Source organism: Herbinix hemicellulosilytica (assembly GCF_002904165.1).
Lineage (GTDB): Bacteria > Bacillota > Clostridia > Lachnospirales > Lachnospiraceae > Mobilitalea > Mobilitalea hemicellulosilytica.
The window spans coordinates 1-17,268 of sequence record NZ_CVTD020000009.1; the positions used below are offsets into that span (position 1 = coordinate 1).

The 17,268-nt window shown below is 39.1% G+C and carries 24 protein-coding genes and 1 pseudogene; 21 read left to right on the forward strand and 4 right to left on the reverse strand.

Features of this window, described 5'->3' with window-relative positions; genetic code table 11:
* From HHT355_RS03295 to HHT355_RS13900, 13 genes are all read left to right on the forward strand, one after another.
* On the forward strand, nucleotides 1–688 hold a 688-nt coding region (locus tag HHT355_RS03295; RefSeq protein ID WP_103202034.1), incomplete at its 5' end, for an ATP-binding protein.
* A 228-nt stretch (nucleotides 689–916) separates the two neighbouring features.
* On the forward strand, nucleotides 917–1,468 hold the full coding sequence (locus HHT355_RS03300; RefSeq protein ID WP_330403359.1) for a DNA recombinase: 552 nt from the start codon (nucleotides 917–919) through the stop codon (nucleotides 1,466–1,468).
* Nucleotides 1,469–1,654: 186 nt separating this feature from the next.
* Nucleotides 1,655–1,891, forward strand: coding sequence for a DUF5320 domain-containing protein (locus HHT355_RS13945; protein WP_065820959.1), 237 nt, complete (start codon nucleotides 1,655–1,657; stop codon nucleotides 1,889–1,891).
* Between the two features lie 17 nt (nucleotides 1,892–1,908).
* Nucleotides 1,909–2,226 (forward strand): DUF5320 domain-containing protein, encoded by a 318-nt coding sequence (locus tag HHT355_RS03310; RefSeq protein WP_093751229.1) that lies wholly within the window; start codon nucleotides 1,909–1,911, stop codon nucleotides 2,224–2,226.
* Between the two features lie 132 nt (nucleotides 2,227–2,358).
* The gene (locus HHT355_RS03315; RefSeq protein WP_065820957.1) at nucleotides 2,359–2,733 is read left to right on the forward strand and encodes a DUF134 domain-containing protein; all 375 of its coding nucleotides are present in this window, start codon (nucleotides 2,359–2,361) and stop codon (nucleotides 2,731–2,733) included.
* Nucleotides 2,734–2,735: 2 nt separating this feature from the next.
* Nucleotides 2,736–3,134 carry an iron-sulfur cluster assembly scaffold protein gene (locus HHT355_RS03320; protein WP_065820956.1) on the forward strand — a complete coding sequence of 133 codons (399 nt, stop codon included), beginning with the start codon at nucleotides 2,736–2,738 and terminating at the stop codon, nucleotides 3,132–3,134.
* Nucleotides 3,109–3,477, forward strand: a complete 369-nt coding sequence (locus HHT355_RS03325) for a NifB/NifX family molybdenum-iron cluster-binding protein (RefSeq protein WP_065820955.1) — start codon at nucleotides 3,109–3,111, stop codon at nucleotides 3,475–3,477. Before HHT355_RS03320 ends, HHT355_RS03325 begins: the two co-directional genes overlap by 26 nt.
* A gap of 1 nt (nucleotide 3,478) precedes the next feature.
* Complete coding sequence (locus HHT355_RS03330; protein ID WP_103202036.1) at nucleotides 3,479–4,339, forward strand: nucleotide-binding protein; 861 nt, start codon at nucleotides 3,479–3,481, stop codon at nucleotides 4,337–4,339.
* Nucleotides 4,317–5,201, forward strand: coding sequence for an ATP-binding protein (locus HHT355_RS03335; protein ID WP_065820953.1), 885 nt, complete (start codon nucleotides 4,317–4,319; stop codon nucleotides 5,199–5,201). Before HHT355_RS03330 ends, HHT355_RS03335 begins: the two co-directional genes overlap by 23 nt.
* Nucleotides 5,198–6,019 carry an MBL fold metallo-hydrolase gene (locus HHT355_RS03340; protein ID WP_074365487.1) on the forward strand — a complete coding sequence of 274 codons (822 nt, stop codon included), beginning with the start codon at nucleotides 5,198–5,200 and terminating at the stop codon, nucleotides 6,017–6,019. The genes HHT355_RS03335 and HHT355_RS03340 overlap by 4 nt, the downstream gene beginning before the upstream one ends.
* Before the next feature lie 37 nt (nucleotides 6,020–6,056).
* Entirely contained in the window at nucleotides 6,057–6,782 is a 726-nt protein-coding gene (locus HHT355_RS03345; RefSeq protein WP_199179145.1) for a ZIP family metal transporter, read from the forward strand.
* 55 nt (nucleotides 6,783–6,837) lie between these two features.
* Entirely contained in the window at nucleotides 6,838–7,686 is an 849-nt protein-coding gene (locus tag HHT355_RS03350; protein ID WP_065820950.1) for an Mrp/NBP35 family ATP-binding protein, read from the forward strand.
* A complete protein-coding gene (locus HHT355_RS13900) occupies nucleotides 7,683–8,507 on the forward strand; it encodes a C-GCAxxG-C-C family (seleno)protein (protein WP_234949829.1) in 825 nt (274 codons plus the stop codon). The genes HHT355_RS03350 and HHT355_RS13900 overlap by 4 nt, the downstream gene beginning before the upstream one ends.
* 132 nt (nucleotides 8,508–8,639) lie before the next feature.
* Here the strand turns inward: HHT355_RS13900 and HHT355_RS03365 are convergent, their stop codons facing one another.
* Nucleotides 8,640–9,203: a chromate transporter gene (locus tag HHT355_RS03365; protein WP_065820949.1), complete on the reverse strand. Its 564-nt coding sequence runs from the start codon at nucleotides 9,201–9,203 to the stop codon at nucleotides 8,640–8,642.
* Entirely contained in the window at nucleotides 9,200–9,781 is a 582-nt protein-coding gene (locus tag HHT355_RS03370; protein WP_065820948.1) for a chromate transporter, read from the reverse strand. The genes HHT355_RS03365 and HHT355_RS03370 overlap by 4 nt, the downstream gene beginning before the upstream one ends.
* Before the next feature lie 104 nt (nucleotides 9,782–9,885).
* Here HHT355_RS03370 and HHT355_RS03375 point away from each other — a divergent pair, with 104 nt between their 5' ends.
* A complete protein-coding gene (locus tag HHT355_RS03375) occupies nucleotides 9,886–10,752 on the forward strand; it encodes a LysR family transcriptional regulator (protein WP_065820947.1) in 867 nt (288 codons plus the stop codon).
* A gap of 42 nt (nucleotides 10,753–10,794) precedes the next feature.
* On the opposite strand, the gene lgt is transcribed toward HHT355_RS03375, so the two are convergent.
* Nucleotides 10,795–11,601 carry a prolipoprotein diacylglyceryl transferase gene (gene lgt / locus HHT355_RS03380; protein WP_074365490.1) on the reverse strand — a complete coding sequence of 269 codons (807 nt, stop codon included), beginning with the start codon at nucleotides 11,599–11,601 and terminating at the stop codon, nucleotides 10,795–10,797.
* A gap of 627 nt (nucleotides 11,602–12,228) precedes the next feature.
* Between lgt and HHT355_RS03385 the strand changes: the two genes are divergently transcribed.
* From HHT355_RS03385 to ltrA, 7 genes are all read left to right on the forward strand, one after another.
* Nucleotides 12,229–12,429: a helix-turn-helix domain-containing protein gene (locus HHT355_RS03385; protein ID WP_103202037.1), complete on the forward strand. Its 201-nt coding sequence runs from the start codon at nucleotides 12,229–12,231 to the stop codon at nucleotides 12,427–12,429.
* Nucleotides 12,430–12,513: 84 nt separating this feature from the next.
* Nucleotides 12,514–13,074: a transposase gene (locus HHT355_RS03390; RefSeq protein ID WP_103202038.1), complete on the forward strand. Its 561-nt coding sequence runs from the start codon at nucleotides 12,514–12,516 to the stop codon at nucleotides 13,072–13,074.
* Nucleotides 13,071–13,742 (forward strand): IS3 family transposase, encoded by a 672-nt coding sequence (locus HHT355_RS03395; protein ID WP_103202039.1) that lies wholly within the window; start codon nucleotides 13,071–13,073, stop codon nucleotides 13,740–13,742. Before HHT355_RS03390 ends, HHT355_RS03395 begins: the two co-directional genes overlap by 4 nt.
* A 186-nt stretch (nucleotides 13,743–13,928) precedes the next feature.
* Nucleotides 13,929–14,423 carry a nucleotidyltransferase domain-containing protein gene (locus tag HHT355_RS03400; RefSeq protein WP_103202040.1) on the forward strand — a complete coding sequence of 165 codons (495 nt, stop codon included), beginning with the start codon at nucleotides 13,929–13,931 and terminating at the stop codon, nucleotides 14,421–14,423.
* Nucleotides 14,424–14,485: 62 nt separating this feature from the next.
* On the forward strand, nucleotides 14,486–14,743 hold the full coding sequence (locus HHT355_RS03405) for a hypothetical protein (protein WP_074365811.1): 258 nt from the start codon (nucleotides 14,486–14,488) through the stop codon (nucleotides 14,741–14,743).
* A gap of 463 nt (nucleotides 14,744–15,206) precedes the next feature.
* The gene (locus tag HHT355_RS13505; protein WP_146039164.1) at nucleotides 15,207–15,434 is read left to right on the forward strand and encodes a hypothetical protein; all 228 of its coding nucleotides are present in this window, start codon (nucleotides 15,207–15,209) and stop codon (nucleotides 15,432–15,434) included.
* A 15-nt stretch (nucleotides 15,435–15,449) separates the two neighbouring features.
* A complete protein-coding gene (ltrA, locus tag HHT355_RS03410; protein ID WP_103089392.1) occupies nucleotides 15,450–16,748 on the forward strand; it encodes a group II intron reverse transcriptase/maturase in 1,299 nt (432 codons plus the stop codon).
* Between the two features lie 354 nt (nucleotides 16,749–17,102).
* Here the strand turns inward: ltrA and HHT355_RS13925 are convergent.
* Nucleotides 17,103–17,192: pseudogene (locus HHT355_RS13925) on the reverse strand (transposase); the annotation flags it as partial.
* Between the last annotated feature and the right edge of the window lie 76 nt (nucleotides 17,193–17,268).

Below are 17,268 nucleotides of genomic sequence, written 5' to 3' on the forward strand. Positions count from 1 at the left end.
AATGGCTGATATAACAGAAATCCGTGAATTGGCCCAAAAGCTCAACCTTTGGAATATCGCAAGGGGATACATTGATTTGAACGATGAGAAACTATCAAACCTTGAATATCTTAAGATGGTGTTAGAAAAAGAATTGGAGATTAGGGCCAGACAAAAACACACCAAGCTGAGGAAGGCAAGTAAGCTTACAAACAAAGCATTTGACACATCGAACTCAAACAAGGGCTTAAAATGTCAGATTAAACAGTTATCCAACCTGACATGGCTTAAGGAAGAGCAAAACTTAATCCTGCTGGGAAAATGCGGGACGGGTAAGACCGGTCTTGCAGCGCAGCTTGGAGAAACTGCAATCAGCAATGGACATAAAACCTATTATGCGCCTTTTGATAATTTTATCGCAGTGGCAGAAAAGAAAGCCACAAATCCAAAAGCAGAAGCGATCTTTTCTTATATGCAGGAATGTGACTTAATTATTATTGATGATGTCTTTTATGTGGAACCAACCAGGGCAGAACTGCAGGTTTTCTACCGGGCAGTTACCTTTCTTAATGAAACCAGAAGCATTATTTTTATAACCAATCGTGAACTGTCAGCATGGATAGATGCAGCCGAAGACAAGCACCTTTGCCAGACTTTATTGGACAGGATAACGGTCAATTGTCAGATTGTTCGCTTGACTGACAAGTAAATAAAAACACTCACTTCTTTTTTAATAGGGGCAAATACCTCGTTTGAAAACAATGCCGAAAAACGGCTTAAAATAGATGCAAAAAATCTCATAAAATTCAAAGAACTGCTTAACTTTTGAGATTTTCTGCAGTTTATAGGGTAGGGGGGTCTAAATCTCTACCGCTTTTTACCCCGGAAACGGGCGTGGGGTAACGCGTGAAAATTCGCGGTTTCAAACTGTCATGAAATATTTCGAAGGGTTCATTGGAATAACCGAGGAAAGAAATCAATCGTATGGAGATGCGTCAGCAGATTGGAAAACACCGGTTTATTTTGTACCGCTTCCACTATACTTGAAGATACGCTTAAAGAGAAAATTGTAGAAGCAATCAATGTAGCGGTCAGCGGAAAAAACTCTTTTCTGGCTATACTGAAAAAGAATATTGAAACCGTATTAAGCGCGGATTTGGATGAAAGTACAGCAGACATTGATAAAAGGCTGGAAGAACTCCAAACCGAGTTGATCCAAAAGGCAAATTCAAAGGAAGCATACGATAATATTGTCAACGAGATTTACCGCTTACGGGACTTAAGGCAAGAAACACTTTCAAGAAACGCTCTTCGCCAAGATAAGAGGGATCGGATTGCTGAAATGACGGACTTCCTTAAAACGCAAACGGGTGATATTACGGAGTTTGATGATAAACTGGTTAGAAAACTAGTTGAAAAAGCAATTGTATATGATGACAGGTTAATGGTAGAGTTTAAGTCGGGTCTGGAAATAGAAGTGAAACTATAGGATTTCAATATGATTGCCGCCAATCGAGAAAAATTCTTGATTGGCGTATTTTTTTAAAATAGTTATTGACATATGTCAGAATAGGGGTATAATATAAGATGTAAATGACATATGTCATTTACGCTGAGTAACAGTTGAAAGGATAATCAATTCATTTAATGGATTGTAAAAATGAGGAGGACTATTATGCCCAGAGGTGACAGAACTGGTCCTTTGGGAATGGGACCATTAACTGGACGGAGGTTAGGTTTTTGTGCAGGTTCCAAAGTGCCCGGTTATTTGAACGCAAGTTACAGACGAGAATTTTGGTTTGGACGACGAGGTTACAGGCGTGCATTCTGGCTTGCTGGAATGATCCCCTGGTGTTTTTATCTAGCTTATCACTTATCTAATCGTAGCAAAATTAAAAGTAAGAGATTATAAGGAAAGGGGGTGACATTATGCCAAGAGGAGACGGAACCGGGCCTATGGGAATGGGTCCTATGACAGGGCGAGGTGCAGGATTTTGCGCAGGTTTTGCCGTTCCGGGTTATGCAAATCCAATCGGTTACGGATTTGGATTCGGACGGGGACGAGGCTTTAGGCGAATGTTTTATGCGACCGGTCTGCCAAGGTGGGCACGCTTTGGTACTCAAAATGCAAATGGGGCGTACTTTGCATCGGATGCTGATGAAAAAGAATTTTTGAAAAGGCAGGCTAAATTTCTTGAAAATCAGCTTGATGATGTAAAAAAGCGTCTCGATGAGTTAGAAGATTAGTCCTGTCGTAATGCGAAAGGCAGGCGATAGCCTGCCTTGTTCGCGTTTTATCTAAAGGGATGGGGTGCATGACTATAAATATAATGGAATATAAAAATGATTGTTTCTATCAGAATCGAGGTGACTAAAAATATGCCGAGACCAATGAAATGGAGAAAAGTATGCTGTTTGCCTGAAAACAGTAAGTTTGGTCCCCTTGACTTAAAGGTGGATGATGAGAATATTGTCAGAATGACAGTTGATGAGTATGAAGCCATAAGGCTTATTGATTTGGAAGGCTTTACGCAAGAGGAATGCGCCAAGCAGATGGATGTTGCACGCACTACTGTTCAAGGCATTTACGCTGAAGCCAGAAAAAAGATTGCCGAGTCTCTGGTTAATGGTAAGGTACTATTGATAGAAGGTGGCGAATACAGGCTATGTGAAGGATTCGGAAATGGGTGCGGACGAGGTTGTCGCAGGCACCGGCATGGTTGGCGCTTTGCAGGTAGTGATAGAGGTGACTGATAATGTATTCTGACAAAGTGATAGAACATTTTATGTGTCCTCAAAATGCTTATAGTATGCCGGATGCCGATGCAGAGGGGAGTTTCGGTGATCCTACATGCGGAGATTATCTTACGATTTATATTAAAGTAAAAGACAATCGTATAAGTGAAATAAGCTTTCTTGTGTTTGGTTGTGCTGCGGCAATTGCAACATCCAGTATGACGACGGTATTAGCTAAGGGTAAAACCCTGGATGAAGCATTGGAAATTTCAGAAGAAGATGTCATACATGCCTTAGATGGACTTCCTGAGAACAAGGTTCATTGCTCTAATTTAGGCGTTAGCGCATTACGAAATGCGATCAATAATTATATTAATAGAACGGAGGATTCTTATGAAAATAGCAATTCCGGTAAATGAAAAAAGTTTGGAGTCGAATGTATGTGTATCCTTTGGACGCACTCCTTACTTTCTGATTTATGATACCGATACCCAGAAAAGTGTGTTCCTTGACAATAGTGCCGCAGCAAGTACAGGCGGAGCAGGAATTAAGGCAGCACAAATGATAGCAGATAATAAAGTGAATATTTTGCTTACTCCCCGATTAGGTGAAAATGCTGCTGACGTACTTAAATCTGCGGAAATCGAAATATATAAAACGACAACTGCTTCAGCTAAGGATAATATCGATGTCTTCATTGCTGGAAAGCTTCCTTTGCTGAATGAAATACATGCTGGTTTTCATGGACATGGAGGCAAATAATATGAAAATAGCTGTGCTAAGCGGCAAGGGGGGAACGGGGAAAACGCTAGTGTCGGTTAATTTAGCTGCGGTAGCCAAAACATCAACCTATATAGACTGTGATGTTGAGGAACCAAATGGACATCTATTCTTTAAGCCCAAGGATATCATTGAAGAAGAAATTTCAGTTAAAATTCCAAAGGTGGATGGAAATCTATGCAGCGGATGCCGAAGGTGTGTTGAATTTTGCAAGTTTAATGCTCTTGCCTATATAAAAGAAAAACTGATAGTATTTGAAGATATTTGCCACTCTTGCGGTGGATGTATCTTGCTTTGCCCTGAAAAGGCATTGACAGAGAAAGAAAAGGTTATCGGCAGAGTGCAAAAAGGTACTTCAGAGCAGGTGACAGTATATACCGGGATATTGAATCCTGGTGAACCTTCAGGGATACCCATAATAAAAAAGCTGCTTGATGAGAATGAACATGAAAGAAGCAAGACGATATTTATCGACTGCCCTCCTGGAAGTGCCTGTATAGTCATGGAAAGCATTAAGGATGCAGACTACTGTATATTAGTAGCTGAGCCTACATTGTTCGGAGTTCATAACCTTAACATGGTATATGAACTGGTCAAGTTATTTAATAAGCCGTTCGGAGTGGTTTTAAACAAGTGTCTTGACGGTGAAAATCCGTCGGAAAAATTTTGCATAGAAAAAGACATTCGGATTTTAGGCCGAATACCTTTTGATAATGAGCTTGGATCATTGAATTCAAATGCAGAAATTGCTGTAAGGAAAAGTGAAAAATATCGTACAATCTTTTCTTCTTTGCTGGAGGACGTGAAAAAGGAGGTGCATCATGAAACAACTTCTGATTCTTAGTGGTAAGGGTGGTACCGGAAAGACAACCATAGCAAGCGCGTTTATCAAGCTATCTAAGGCTCGCGCTTATGCTGATTGTGATGTTGATGCACCTAACCTGCATCTTATAACAAAGCAAAACTCCTTGCCAAAGAAAAGAGACTATTATGGCTTGCCGAAAGCCGAGATAGATACAGAGTTGTGCATAGAGTGCGGACAATGCAGGCAAAACTGCCGTTTTGACGCTATTTCAGCAGATGGAAAATACAAGGTAGATCCTTTTGCCTGTGAAGGCTGCGGGGTTTGCGAGCTTGTTTGCCCTGTTGAAGCTGTGACTTTAAAACCTGCTGTAGCTGGTGAACTGCTGTTATATACAGAAGGAGAAAAAGTATTTTCTACAGCGCAGCTAAAAATGGGCAGCGGAACCTCCGGAATGTTGGTTACCGAGGTAAAGAAGCAAATGAAGTCAGCAGCCGCTGATGTGGAGTTTGCCATTATTGACGGATCTCCCGGTATAGGCTGCCCGGTTATAGCGTCTTTGAGCGGTGTTGATATGGTGTTAATTGTGGCCGAGCCATCCATATCCGGAATTAGTGACATGGAGCGGATTATAAATACAGCGACGAAATTTGGCGTAAAGACGGCGGTATGTATCAATAAGTTTGACACAAATATGCAAAACACAGAAAAGATAGAAAACTTCTGTAAAGGTCAGGGAATTAGCCTTATGGGTAGAATACCCTTTGATTCGGACGCGGTAAAAGCAATTAATAATGGGCAGACAATTGTTGATATAGTCTGTGCCTCAGGTGCAGCAGTGAAAGTAGTTTTTAGCAAGACAATGGAGCTGCTGTTTGAAGAAGGTGGTGGGCTGAGGTCATGATTATCAAAACATTAGTTGAGAATACAGCGCTATCCAAAAACTTCGGCAGCGAACACGGACTTAGCCTTTATATAGAAGCAAATAGTCGCAAAATTCTTTTTGATGTTGGTGCTAGTGAATTATTTCTTGAAAATGCAAAGAAACTGAATGTAGATATCTGTGAGGTTGATTATCTGATTATTTCGCATGGACATTATGATCATGGTGGCGGGCTAAGAGCTTTTTTGCGTGAAAACACAAAAGCCGAGATATTCCTACACCGACTGGCATTTGAAAAATACTATGCTTTGCGTTCGAATGATGAACCGGAGTATATTGGTTTGGATGAAGAATTGAAGCAAAACAGGCGAATTGTATTTACATCAGACCGTTTCTTTGTCAGCAAGGGGGTTCAAGTGTTCTCAAATATTACCAGGAAGGAACCTCTACCAAAGTCAAATGACAGTTTGCTTATGAAACAAGACGGCAAAATAGTACAGGATACTTTTGCGCATGAACAAAACCTCATTATAGAGGAGGCAGGAAAGACGCTTTTGGTAACAGGCTGCGCCCATAATGGTATTGTAAATATTCTTGAATACTTCCATGACTTAAAAAGACGTATGCCTAACTATGTGATAGGTGGATTTCATCTTTCCAGCCGTTCTGGCGGAAACGAGGCCCATGAAATGATAGATAGAATTGGTAAATACCTGGTGGATACAAAAGCAAAGTTTTACACATGTCATTGCACTGGTCTGGAGCCTTATAAAAGGCTGAAAACTATTATGGGTGATAGCATCGATTATCTGTCAGCAGGCAGTGAAATACACATATGAATTATTTGATAGTGCAAATCAAGGGAGATGAATGCCTGTGAAAGATATTAATACATTTATTTTTATTTCTGCTTTTGCAATGGGAGCAATGATAGTAAACAGTTTGGGAATCTGGACTCTTTATAAAAATCGCGAATGGGCAGAAAAAATTAAAGACTATTGTATGTGTTTTGCTGCGGGAATACTTATCTCTTCCCCGCTGATAATGACTTTACCTCAAGCTATACAAAAAACCTCCTACGCAGGATTTACTGCGCTCGCAGGATTTTTATTTATGTATTTCAGCAATGAGATCATCAAATACAAAACAAAGCAAAAAGAACTGGCCTTTGGCATAACTGCAATTGAAGGTATCTTAATTCATTCACTTATAGATGGCGTTGTATACACAGTTACTTTTAGTATCAGCACAGTAGTTGGAATTCTTACTGGAGTTGGGTTGGTTGTTCATGAGTTCGCCGAAGGCGTTATAACTTTTTCAATGTTACTTAAAGGTGGATATAGCACAAGGAAAGCTGGGATTTATGCTTTTCTTGCAGCAGCATTAACAACTCCTATCGGTGCCTTTATAGCATATCCAATTGTTCAACATCTTAGTAACAATGTTTTAGGACATATGCTTGGATTTGTTGCTGGTGTTTTAATATACGTTTCGGCATCGCATTTATTGCCTGAAGCAAGGGATTATGAGAAAAAGCACTCTACCCTAGCATTTATATTGGGAATTGTTTTCGCACTGCTTATTATGTTTACCGAACACTAAAGTTATTACAGCATAACAACCATGCATGAAAAATATACAGGAAGGAGCTAATATTATGAGCGAAAATTGCAACCAAAGCTGCAGCAGTTGCTCGGAGGACTGCGCAGAAAGAAAAGAGAAGAAAAATGATTTCTCCGTGAAACCACATGAAATGAGCAGCATTAAAAAGGTTATTGGTGTTGTCAGTGGTAAAGGAGGGGTTGGAAAGTCACTGGTAACTTCCATGCTAGCTGTTACCATGAATAGAATGGGTTATCATACCGCTGTTCTGGACGCTGATGTAACCGGGCCTTCTATTCCTAAGGCATTTGGTATCAAGGAAAAAGCCACAGGAAGTGAATTTGGCTTATTCCCAGTTAAAAGTAAGACAGGTATTGATATCATGTCTGTTAATTTGCTTTTAGAGAATGATACCGATCCAGTTGTGTGGAGAGGACCCCTGATCGGAAATATGGTAAAGCAGTTCTGGTCAGATGTTATCTGGAGCGATGTGGATTTTATGTTCATCGATATGCCACCGGGCACCGGCGATGTTCCCCTTACTGTATTTCAATCCATTGCTGTTGATGGGATCATTGTTGTAACTTCGCCTCAGGAGCTTGTATCCATGATTGTATCAAAAGCAGTCAGGATGGCTGAAATGATGAATATTCCTATCGTTGGTTTAGTAGAAAATATGTCCTATTTTAAATGTCCGGATTGCGGTAAGGAACACAAAATTTTCGGCGACAGCCATATTGACGAAATTGCCGAAAAGCATAATTTAAAAGTGCTTGCTAAGCTTCCGGTCAACCCCAAAATTTCTGCCGCCTGTGATAAGGGTATGATAGAACTTTTTGATGGCGATTGGCTTGAACCTGTAGCAAAAGTATTGGAGAAAAACATTGAGGAAGATAATAAATGAGTGCACATTCAGATTTGGCAAGAGAATTGTTTAGAAAAGGCTACAATTGCTCTCAATCTGTTTTTGCTGCTTTTTGTGATGAAACGGGGCTGGACATGGAAACAGCATTAAAAATTGCATCTTCTTTCGGAGGAGGTATGGGTAGGTTGCGGGAAGTATGTGGTGCTGTGACAGGAATGTTTATGGTGGTCGGCATGAAATATGGTTACACAGATCCATCCAGCAAAAATGCGAAAGCAGAACATTATGAGCTAGTTCAAGATTTGGCAAAACAATTTGAAAATGAAAACGGATCAATCATATGCAGGGAACTGTTAGGTATTTCAATTAAGCATGATAAACCTATACCCGAGACCAGAAATGATAATTATTATAAAAAGCGGCCTTGCGCAGAACTTGTTGAGCAAGCTGCAAGGATACTTGATGAATATATTCTAAATAAAGAATGGAGGAGACCAGCTATGATTAAAATTGCTGTAGCAAGTGAAAACGGAATGGTGACTGAGCACTTTGGACATTGCGAAGGGTTTATAATTTTTTACACCGAAAACAACAAAATTGTTAAAAGTGAAACCATCGCTAACCCCGGGCATAAACCTGGATTCTTGCCTAATTTTCTTGCCGATCGTGGAGTAAATGTCATCATCAGTGGTGGTATGGGAGGAGGTGCAGTTGACATTTTTAATGAAAGAAACATTGAGGTTATTGTTGGGGCAAGAGGTGATGCCAAAGCAGTAGTAGAAGCATACCTGCAGGGTTCTCTTAAATCTACTGGTTCTGTTTGCCATGAACATGAGCACCACGATGAATGTGGAGAATGAAACAGGACTTTGAATTATAATTTCCTATACTTGAATTGTTCCGGCATTATTCCTATGTCGGAGCAATTCATTTTAGGAGAGTTTCCAACATCAATAAACTATTCTTTATATAATCGTAGTTTCATTTTCTACCTATATCAACAAGTAAATTGCTCCACCGATAATGCCTGATCCGAGCATTACATAAATAGGATTCGGTTTCCACTTCCGTAAAATGAAAATAGCCACAGTAAATAATAAAACAGAAACCAAATTGATTGTTAGAGGATTTGTTGAAAAGCCATCTTCTCCCCATACAGCCAGTATAAAAATCGACAACCCTGCTGATGCAATCAGCGCTACTATGGTAGGTCTTAGACCAGACAATATTCCTTGTACAACGGTCAACTCTTTGAATTTAAAGTAAATCCATGCCAGGAGTGAAACAATGACACAGGATGGGAAGATACATCCAATAGTCGCAACAATCGCTCCTGGAATGCCGGCAATCCTAATTCCCACAAATGTGGCTGAATTGATGGCAATGGGTCCGGGTGTCATTTCCGCAATAGTAATGAGGTCGGTAAATTCCGTTAATGTCAACCAATGGTGCAAATTAACTACTTGATTTTGAATCAGCGGCATTGCAGCCATGCCACCACCAATGCTAAACATGCCGATTTGAAAGAAACTCCAAAAAAGTTTTAATAGTATCATTGTGGATCACCGTCCTTTTGTACTTTTTTCATTTGAATCAGAATCTTTACCGCTCCGATACACCCACACACTAAAATAATATACATAACATTAATTCCAAAGAAAAATGTGGAAATAAACGCACCAACCATAACAATCACAGATACTATGTCCTTTTGTTTAAAGACATTACTGCCGAGACTCATAACCACATCTGCAATAACAGCGGCAACACCGGCTTGCATTCCTTTTAGAACCGCATTTACTACAGTGTTATCGCGAAATGCAGTGTAAAAAATAGAGATAATAGAAAGAGTTATAAAAGGTGGTAATATTGTACCCAGAATCGTTACCAGGGCACCTGATATTCCAGCAACACGATACCCCAGCAGTATCGCTGCATTGACTGCAACTGCTCCGGGTGAGGATTGTGCAATTGCTGTTAAGTTCAGCATTTCTTCCTCCTCAATCCATTGCAAATCATCTACAAATTTCTTTTTCATTAATGGTATAATGACGTATCCTCCACCAAAGGTAAAAGCGCTTAAGTAGAAGGTAGACGCAAACAATCTTCTGTAAACGTGTTTTTGGTTTTTCAAGTCATTGACCTCCTTTTAGTTTATTATAGAACTTGATAGATTATAAATAAAATAGTATTATTATATAAAGTTCATAATGTTTTTGTTATAATTAGGAGGCGTCAATGACATTAAGGCATCTCAAAATATTTGTTACTGTATGCGAAACCGGTAGTACAACTGCAGCCGGAGAAAAGCTGCATATTGCGCAGCCTTCTATAAGTCTTGCAATATCAGAGCTTGAAGATTATTATGGGATAAAACTATTTGATCGCATTGCAAAGAGACTCTATATCACAGAAGCTGGAAAGAAGTTTCTTCAATATGCAACACATATTGTAGGACTTTTTGAGGAGATGGAAAGGGAAATCAAAAACTTTGATGCAACGGGAATCATCCGTATTGGAGCAAGTATTACCATCGGAAACTATTTATTACCAGGCTACATAACCCGGTTTAAGAAAATTCATCCTCAAATGGATGTTAAGGTAATCATAGATAACTCAGAAAAAATCCAACAATATATTTTATCCAATCAGATTGATATTGGGCTGATAGAGGGTATTGTATATAGCCCTTATATTGCGGAGCATAAGTTTCGGGATGATGAATTGGTAATGGTCTGCGGGAACGCGCATCCCTTTGCTAATCAAAAAAATGTTGAGATTTCAAAGCTTCAAAATGAAAGTTTCATTTTAAGAGAATCAGGAAGCGCTGGACGTGAAATTTTTGACAGTACTATGACCTCGCTCGGAATAAAAATTCTACCTGCTTGGGAGAGTACAAGTACTCAGGCAATAATAAGAGCAGTGCAGGCAAATTTAGGTATTTCTGTGTTGCCTTATTTATTGGTAAAGGACTCTCTTAACCGTAAAGAAATCAGTCAGTTTCATATAGATGGGATACGTTTTCAAAGAAGTTTTTCTGTCATTTACCATCAAAATAAGTTTTTAACGGAGAGTGCAAAAGACTTTATTGCACTGTGTAAATAAAAAAAACACCGCTTCAGTACAAAAACTGACAGCGGTATCTTTTTATTTAATCATATATTTACCCGTATAATCAGGCGTTTTTTTGAAGAGATTTTTGTGAAACACGAATATGATAATTCCGATAATGATCAGAACCAATGACAGCGCTTGCGATATTCTAAGTCCCGGGACCAGATAAAGACTATCCGCACGCAATCCTTCAATCCAAAAACGGCCTAATCCATATCCGATAAAGTAAGTTGCCAAAAGCTGACCGCTAAACTTTGTCCTTTTGCGGAAATAAACCAGTACGGCAAATACGCACAAATTCCACATGCTTTCATAGAAAAATGTAGCTTGATGCCATTCTTCCAACTGTTCTATGAATACAGCATAGGGGAAGAATTGAAGATTCGGGTTTGTAACGAGATTGCCGAAGGCCTCCTGGTTCACAAAATTACCCCATCGACCAATTGCCTGCCCTAGAATCAAGCTAGGTACAACCATATCAACAAGCCGGAAGAATGGGAAGTGGTTGCGTTTTGAAAAAATAATCGCAGCAATGATTCCACCGATAACTCCTCCATATATAGCAAGTCCACCTTCCCAAATAGCAATCATCTTTGTAAAGCTTCCGTTATATTGTTCCCATTCAAATACAACGTAATAAATTCGTGCGCAGATGATTGCGATGGGGAGCGCTAAAAAGAGAAAATCAAAGATTATTTCACTTTTAAGGTTCTGTCTTTTAGCTTCACGACAGGCAATCAAAACACCAAGTAAAACCCCGAATGCAATAATAACTCCATACCATGCAATATTTAAGCCATTAATGCCAAATAGGTTTTTTATTAAATATCTATCTATCATACAATCCGCCTTTCTAAAGTATTCATAATGAATATGATTTTGAATTTAAAATATCAGCGTATAGAGGTAACTTTAATAATAGTATCACAATGAGGTATTTACGTAAACCATTTAAACATGTATATTAGAAAGAAAGGCTTGTTGATATGTTCCCGCGAACGACGATTTTTCAAAAAAGACCGAAAAACCCATTGACATGTTCCCGTAAACGTAAGGTGCAGAAAATCAGCCCAAGACATCAATCCGAGCGGCTCGGGCCACGTTGAGTGCGTAGTATTGATGTCAAGGATGGAGAAATAGGACTATTCAAAACACTGATAAATAAAGGATTTTCAAGGTTAGAAGATTTTCTGCCTGATGTCTGGCAGTGCCTTTTAACCTTGGAAATCCTTATTTTTGTTTATGAGGAAATAGGTCAACTGTAAAAAATGAGTGTAGGGTTGAGTTGACAGATTAGATAAATTCCTAGGGTCGAGGAGATAGGATAGATGTGGCTTTTATCTTGTAGTGTAAGATAATGAAAAAAATTATGAGTTCCCGAAAAAAGTATTGAGTTATGGAGTTATTTCTGGTATATTATTATTTGTGTATATTCTAATGATGTTATTTAAATTTGAGGTGTAATAAATGTCTGTAAGTTATAAAAAGTTGTGGAAATTGATAATTGATAAGGATATAACAAAATCTCAGCTGAGAAAGGAAGCAGGAATTGCAGCAAGTACTTTTTCAAAGATGAACAAAAATGAGTATGTATCATTAGAAGTAATTGAGAGGATATGTAATGTGTTGGAATGCGATATAGGAGATGTTTTAGAGATTGAACGTTAACTCCTTATACAGCAAAATTTTTCTACAGCTAATATGTGACAACAATGATAATAAAGAATACTGCAGTTAGGAGTTAAATAAGTCATGATAAGATTAGGAACAGTATTTAGCGGTATAGGCGCTATTGAGCATGCACTTGATAGGCTTGATTTACCTCATGATATCGTATTTGCATGCGACAATGGAGAACGAAAATTAAAATCTAAAATAGAAAAAGTAGAATCTGCCATAGAAGGAATGAATGATAGTGAAAAGAATGACTATATAACACAGCTATATGAAAAAGAGTGCGGAATGAATTACGTTGAACAAACATACCGTGCGAATTACATAATAAAAAATGATTTATTTTATCAAGATGTACGATTTCTTGATCAAGAATACAAGATTCAAGCCGTTGAGTTATGCTTGGAGGGGGATAAGTCCATCGCCCAAGTGGCAAAAGAGTTAGGTTTGGCATACAACACTCTTCACCGTTGGGTCAAAGAATACAAAGAAAGCAATGGTACAAGCTTTGTAGGTTCAGGAAATATCAAGCCACAAAACCAAGAAATCATCGAATTGCGCCGTCGCAATCAAGAGCTGGAGGAGGAATTAGCGATCCTAAAAAAGGCGTTAGGCATCTTCACCAGAAACCAGAAGTGATTTACGCGTTCATTTTTCAACATCGAAATGAATTTCGCGTGGTGAAGATGTGCCAAGTTCTCGGTGTTTCTAAAAGTGGGTATTATGCATGGCTGAAACGACCAAAAAGCAACCAAAAAGAGAAAAAAGAACAACTGATCCAACAGATTCGAAATGAGTATCTCAAGTCACGCAAGATTTACGGTAGTCCGAAAATTACGCAAGAACTACGCAAACAAGGAATTGGTGTGTCCCAAAAGACAGTCGCTCGCATCATGAGTGAAGAAGGATTAAGATCCATTACGGTACGTAAATACAAGGCAACGACGAATAGTAATCATCCTTACAACGTGTATGTGAATCTGTTAGAACAGAACTTCCAAGCAACGGCTCCAAATGAAGTATGGATGGCCGATATCACGTACATTCCTACTGATGAAGGATGGTTGTATTTAGCGAGCATCATGGATTTATATACCCGTAAAATCGTAGGATGGTATATCGATAACCAAATGACGAAAGAGTTAGTCATTAAAGCCTTACAACGAGCGTTAAACAACGAGAAACCAACAGGGAGAGTCCTCCATCACTCGGATCGTGGGAGCCAATATGCTTCAAATGACTATCAGCAGCTCTTACAGGAACACCATTTTCAAGTGAGCATGTCGATTCTATTGTGGATCGAGTGATAAAACTGGACTGTGAGAATGATGACCCAAAAGAATATCAGCGTATTCTAGCCGCCTACGAAGAGGATATGAAAAGGCGCTATTAAGTTAGATTATATGAATTAACAGTATTACTTGGGAGGAATTTAGCATGGCTACTTTTTGGGATTTTATGAAATTAGATAGGAATTTGAACGGAGGGATTACATGGTAAGTAAAACTGACGCTATTGAGATAATAACGTACGCTGAAGAAAATGGAATTAACATATGGATTGATGGCGGTTGGGGAGTAGATGCACTATTAGAAGAAGAAACAAGAGTACACAACGATATTGATTTATTTGTGGAAGAAAGTAATAGTAAAAAGTTTATTGAAATATTAAAAGAAAATGGCTTTGCTGAAGTTATCGAAGCATATACTACCACATCTCATAAGGTTTATAAGGATAGTAAAGGTAGGATAATTGATCTTCATATATTTAAATTCAACGAACAAGGATACATTGTTTTTGAGGGAGAAGCATATCCTCCAGAAGTCTTTAGCGGCATTGGGAAAATAGGCGATAAAATGGTCAGATGTATTGATGCTGAATATCAAGTGTTATTTCATCTAGGCTATGAGCATGATGAAAATGATGTGCATGATGTAAAACTATTGTGTGAGAGATTTAATATTCCTATTCCGAGTGAATACAAGTAACCAACAAATTCCAATTTGTCTATCAATAGTGCAATAAATTAGAATTTAGAGGAGGAATAGATATGGCACGTTCTATTAGAGCTTCCCTTTCGGGATTTGGAAGTGAACTGTTGGAACGAATAAGAGAAGATGGCAATGCAAGGCTAGATGAAGCTGCCTTTGAAGAAAGAGTCATTGGGATTGAAAAGGCAGCTGCGGCTCTGAAGGAAGCTAAAGTTGAAGATGAGAAAGTCATTTACCTTTTGCAAAAATATTGGGATTTACGCCCTAGCGAGGCCAAGGGATTTTTGCTGCAAGAAAGATACACTGAAGAGAAGTAGAGGATTCCTGTGGGTAAACATCCCAAAGATAAATTCTATTTGTGCTGAAAAGCACATTCGGTTTAACTATGCAAATTTAGTGGATATGTTCCCGCCTACCGATAGTGCAAAAAGTGGCGATGACGTGTTTCCGCCTACCGACAATGTAAAAGACATCAATCCACCCCGCTCGTTGCACGTTGAGTGCGTAGTATTGATGTGTGCGTCCAGCTAAGCTGGCAAATGCTAGCAGGTGAAAGTCCTGCAGTGGTAAAGGTAGGGCAGCCACTTAGTCAGTAACCAGCGTATGGTGTAATCTATGCGTTGAAGCGTTACGGAATGTTCCGTAAGGAGCAGGCAAACTGGCGGGTTGTAACATAAAGTGAATACTGCCGCACCGTTATTTACATTTCCGAAAGGAAACAACAGGGAGTCGAGCTGCGACATCAACAGCAAAGACAGAAGACGGTATGAAGAACCCTAAATGCAATACCTAAGAACCCTGCGGTGTAGAGGTAACGACACGTCAGGAAAGTATTTGTCGGAACTGGAGAGAGCCTACTTTGCACAGGAAACTGTAAAGAGGAAGCATATAAGCAAAAGCGAAGTTGCTTTCTGCAAAGAGGCAGTCAGAAGTGCTCATAGTACCAAGGATTGTACAGACAACAAAACTGTGCATAGGGAAGGGGCACAACTTTATTCAAGTCTGTAAAGGAGGTAGGTGCCGGTGATTGCCGAAAAAGCTATAAACACCCATGAAAAAGTACGAGACTTCCAAAACAGACTATACCTTACAGCCAAAGCTGACCGAAAGAGAAAGTTCTATGCGTTGTATGACAAGATATACCGTAATGATATCTTAGAAGAAGCATGGAAACGGGTAAAACAGAATGGTGGAACAGGCGGTATTGACAAAGTCAGCATTGATGATGTGAAAACGTACGGTGAAGAAAAACTACTGGGCGAAATAGCGGAAGAATTGAGGACTGGGAAGTACCGGTGTAAGCCTGTCAGACGAAGCTATATTCCAAAACCAGATGGTAGAAAAAGAGCATTGGGGATACCTACGATTAAGGACAGAATAGTACAGATGGCGGCAAAGATAGTGATAGAGCCGGTGTTTGAAGCAGATTTTCAACCCTGTTCGTATGGATTTAGACCGAAACGAAGTGCTAAACAAGCAATGGACAGGATATTTGAAGTGTCCGACAAAGGTGGTGCACTATGGGTAATAGATGCTGACATAAAAGATTATTTTGGTAGCATCAACCATGATAAGCTAATTTTGTTGCTCAAACAAAGAATAACTGACCGTAGAGTATTAAAGCTGATAAATAGTTGGTTAAAAGCAGGAGTGCTGGAAAACGGATGGTACAGTGAAAGTATACTGGGAGCACCGCAGGGTGGAGTTATTTCTCCACTATTGTCCAACATATATCTGAATTATTTTGATGTGTATTGGAATAAAGCCTTTGGACATCTGGGTGAATTAGTGCGTTATGCAGATGATTTTGTGATATTGTGTAAGAGGTTATCTCATGCAGAAGAAGCCTTGCGCGCTGTGAAGTGGATTATGGAAAAACTGGAACTAACGCTTCACAGTGAGAAAACAAGACTGGTTGATATGTATTTTGGTAAAGGTAGTTTTGATTTTCTTGGCTTCAATAATAGATTTCAGCGTTTTAGAAATAAAAACTGGCAGTGGTATTGGACACTACAACAGATACCGTCTAAGAAGGCTATGAAGAAAATGAGAGCTAACATAAAAGAGGTATTTAACAGTCCTAGCAAGCTGCTGCTAAGTATGGAAGAGATGGTGAAGCTACTCAATCCTAAAATCATTGGCATGAGGAACTATTATACCAGACGATTTAGCAGACCATGGTTATGGAAGATAGATAAGTATATAAATTTCAAGTTTACTCGGTGGTACAATCGGAAGAAACAACGCAATTATAGGCTAGGAAATGCAGCAAAGGTCAGAGAATTGACTAAACAGGCAGGACTAGCAAATATGTGCGGCTGAATGCTGAAGGAAGAAGAATATCGGAAAGCCGTATGCGGGAAAATCGCACGTACGGTTTGATGAGGGGACGGTGGTAAACCCACTGTTCTACTCTATCAAGGGTGGGAAAATAGGTACTAATCGAAATATTGATAAATAGTAGGTTTCCAGACATTGAGTTTTCCTTTCGGCTACTTTGCCGGAGATATCAATGTTGGGAAACCTTTATTTTTAGGCTCTTTGTCAAGTGTTGGGGTATGATATGTTTGAATCATGCTAAAACACTAGGCTTAGAGCCTATTTTTATGATTGACTCACCAATACCTGTTTTTGGGCATGACAAATAAACCTCGTGCCAGTCATATTTATTTTTATTTAATTGCAAGAATGTAAGATACGTGTACGAAATCTTTCAAAGTTTTTTATACCATATGATATACGCTTAAGTACCTTTATTTTATGGTTCTATAATAAATGTTGGGGTAAGTGAATCATTTAGTTCACAACCCCAGCATTTTAGTTTATAATAAAAAAACCTCCC

What these genes read in the sequence shown, in the direction of transcription:
- HHT355_RS13945 (WP_065820959.1), top strand. Translation starts at nt 1,655, where the DNA reads ATGCCCAGAGGTGACAGAACTGGTCCTTTGGGAATGGGACCATTAACT.
- HHT355_RS03310 (WP_093751229.1), top strand. Translation starts at nt 1,909, where the DNA reads ATGCCAAGAGGAGACGGAACCGGGCCTATGGGAATGGGTCCTATGACA.
- HHT355_RS03315 (WP_065820957.1), top strand. Translation starts at nt 2,359, where the DNA reads ATGCCGAGACCAATGAAATGGAGAAAAGTATGCTGTTTGCCTGAAAAC.
- HHT355_RS03320 (WP_065820956.1), top strand. Translation starts at nt 2,736, where the DNA reads ATGTATTCTGACAAAGTGATAGAACATTTTATGTGTCCTCAAAATGCT.
- HHT355_RS03325 (WP_065820955.1), top strand. Translation starts at nt 3,109, where the DNA reads ATGAAAATAGCAATTCCGGTAAATGAAAAAAGTTTGGAGTCGAATGTA.
- HHT355_RS03330 (WP_103202036.1), top strand. Translation starts at nt 3,479, where the DNA reads ATGAAAATAGCTGTGCTAAGCGGCAAGGGGGGAACGGGGAAAACGCTA.
- HHT355_RS03335 (WP_065820953.1), top strand. Translation starts at nt 4,317, where the DNA reads ATGAAACAACTTCTGATTCTTAGTGGTAAGGGTGGTACCGGAAAGACA.
- HHT355_RS03340 (WP_074365487.1), top strand. Translation starts at nt 5,198, where the DNA reads ATGATTATCAAAACATTAGTTGAGAATACAGCGCTATCCAAAAACTTC.
- HHT355_RS03350 (WP_065820950.1), top strand. Translation starts at nt 6,838, where the DNA reads ATGAGCGAAAATTGCAACCAAAGCTGCAGCAGTTGCTCGGAGGACTGC.
- HHT355_RS13900 (WP_234949829.1), top strand. Translation starts at nt 7,683, where the DNA reads ATGAGTGCACATTCAGATTTGGCAAGAGAATTGTTTAGAAAAGGCTAC.
- HHT355_RS03365 (WP_065820949.1), bottom strand. Translation starts at nt 9,203, where the DNA reads ATGATACTATTAAAACTTTTTTGGAGTTTCTTTCAAATCGGCATGTTT.
- HHT355_RS03375 (WP_065820947.1), top strand. Translation starts at nt 9,886, where the DNA reads ATGACATTAAGGCATCTCAAAATATTTGTTACTGTATGCGAAACCGGT.
- lgt (WP_074365490.1), bottom strand. Translation starts at nt 11,601, where the DNA reads ATGATAGATAGATATTTAATAAAAAACCTATTTGGCATTAATGGCTTA.
- HHT355_RS03385 (WP_103202037.1), top strand. Translation starts at nt 12,229, where the DNA reads ATGTCTGTAAGTTATAAAAAGTTGTGGAAATTGATAATTGATAAGGAT.
- HHT355_RS03390 (WP_103202038.1), top strand. Translation starts at nt 12,514, where the DNA reads ATGATAAGATTAGGAACAGTATTTAGCGGTATAGGCGCTATTGAGCAT.
- HHT355_RS03400 (WP_103202040.1), top strand. Translation starts at nt 13,929, where the DNA reads ATGGTAAGTAAAACTGACGCTATTGAGATAATAACGTACGCTGAAGAA.
- HHT355_RS03405 (WP_074365811.1), top strand. Translation starts at nt 14,486, where the DNA reads ATGGCACGTTCTATTAGAGCTTCCCTTTCGGGATTTGGAAGTGAACTG.
- HHT355_RS13505 (WP_146039164.1), top strand. Translation starts at nt 15,207, where the DNA reads ATGCAATACCTAAGAACCCTGCGGTGTAGAGGTAACGACACGTCAGGA.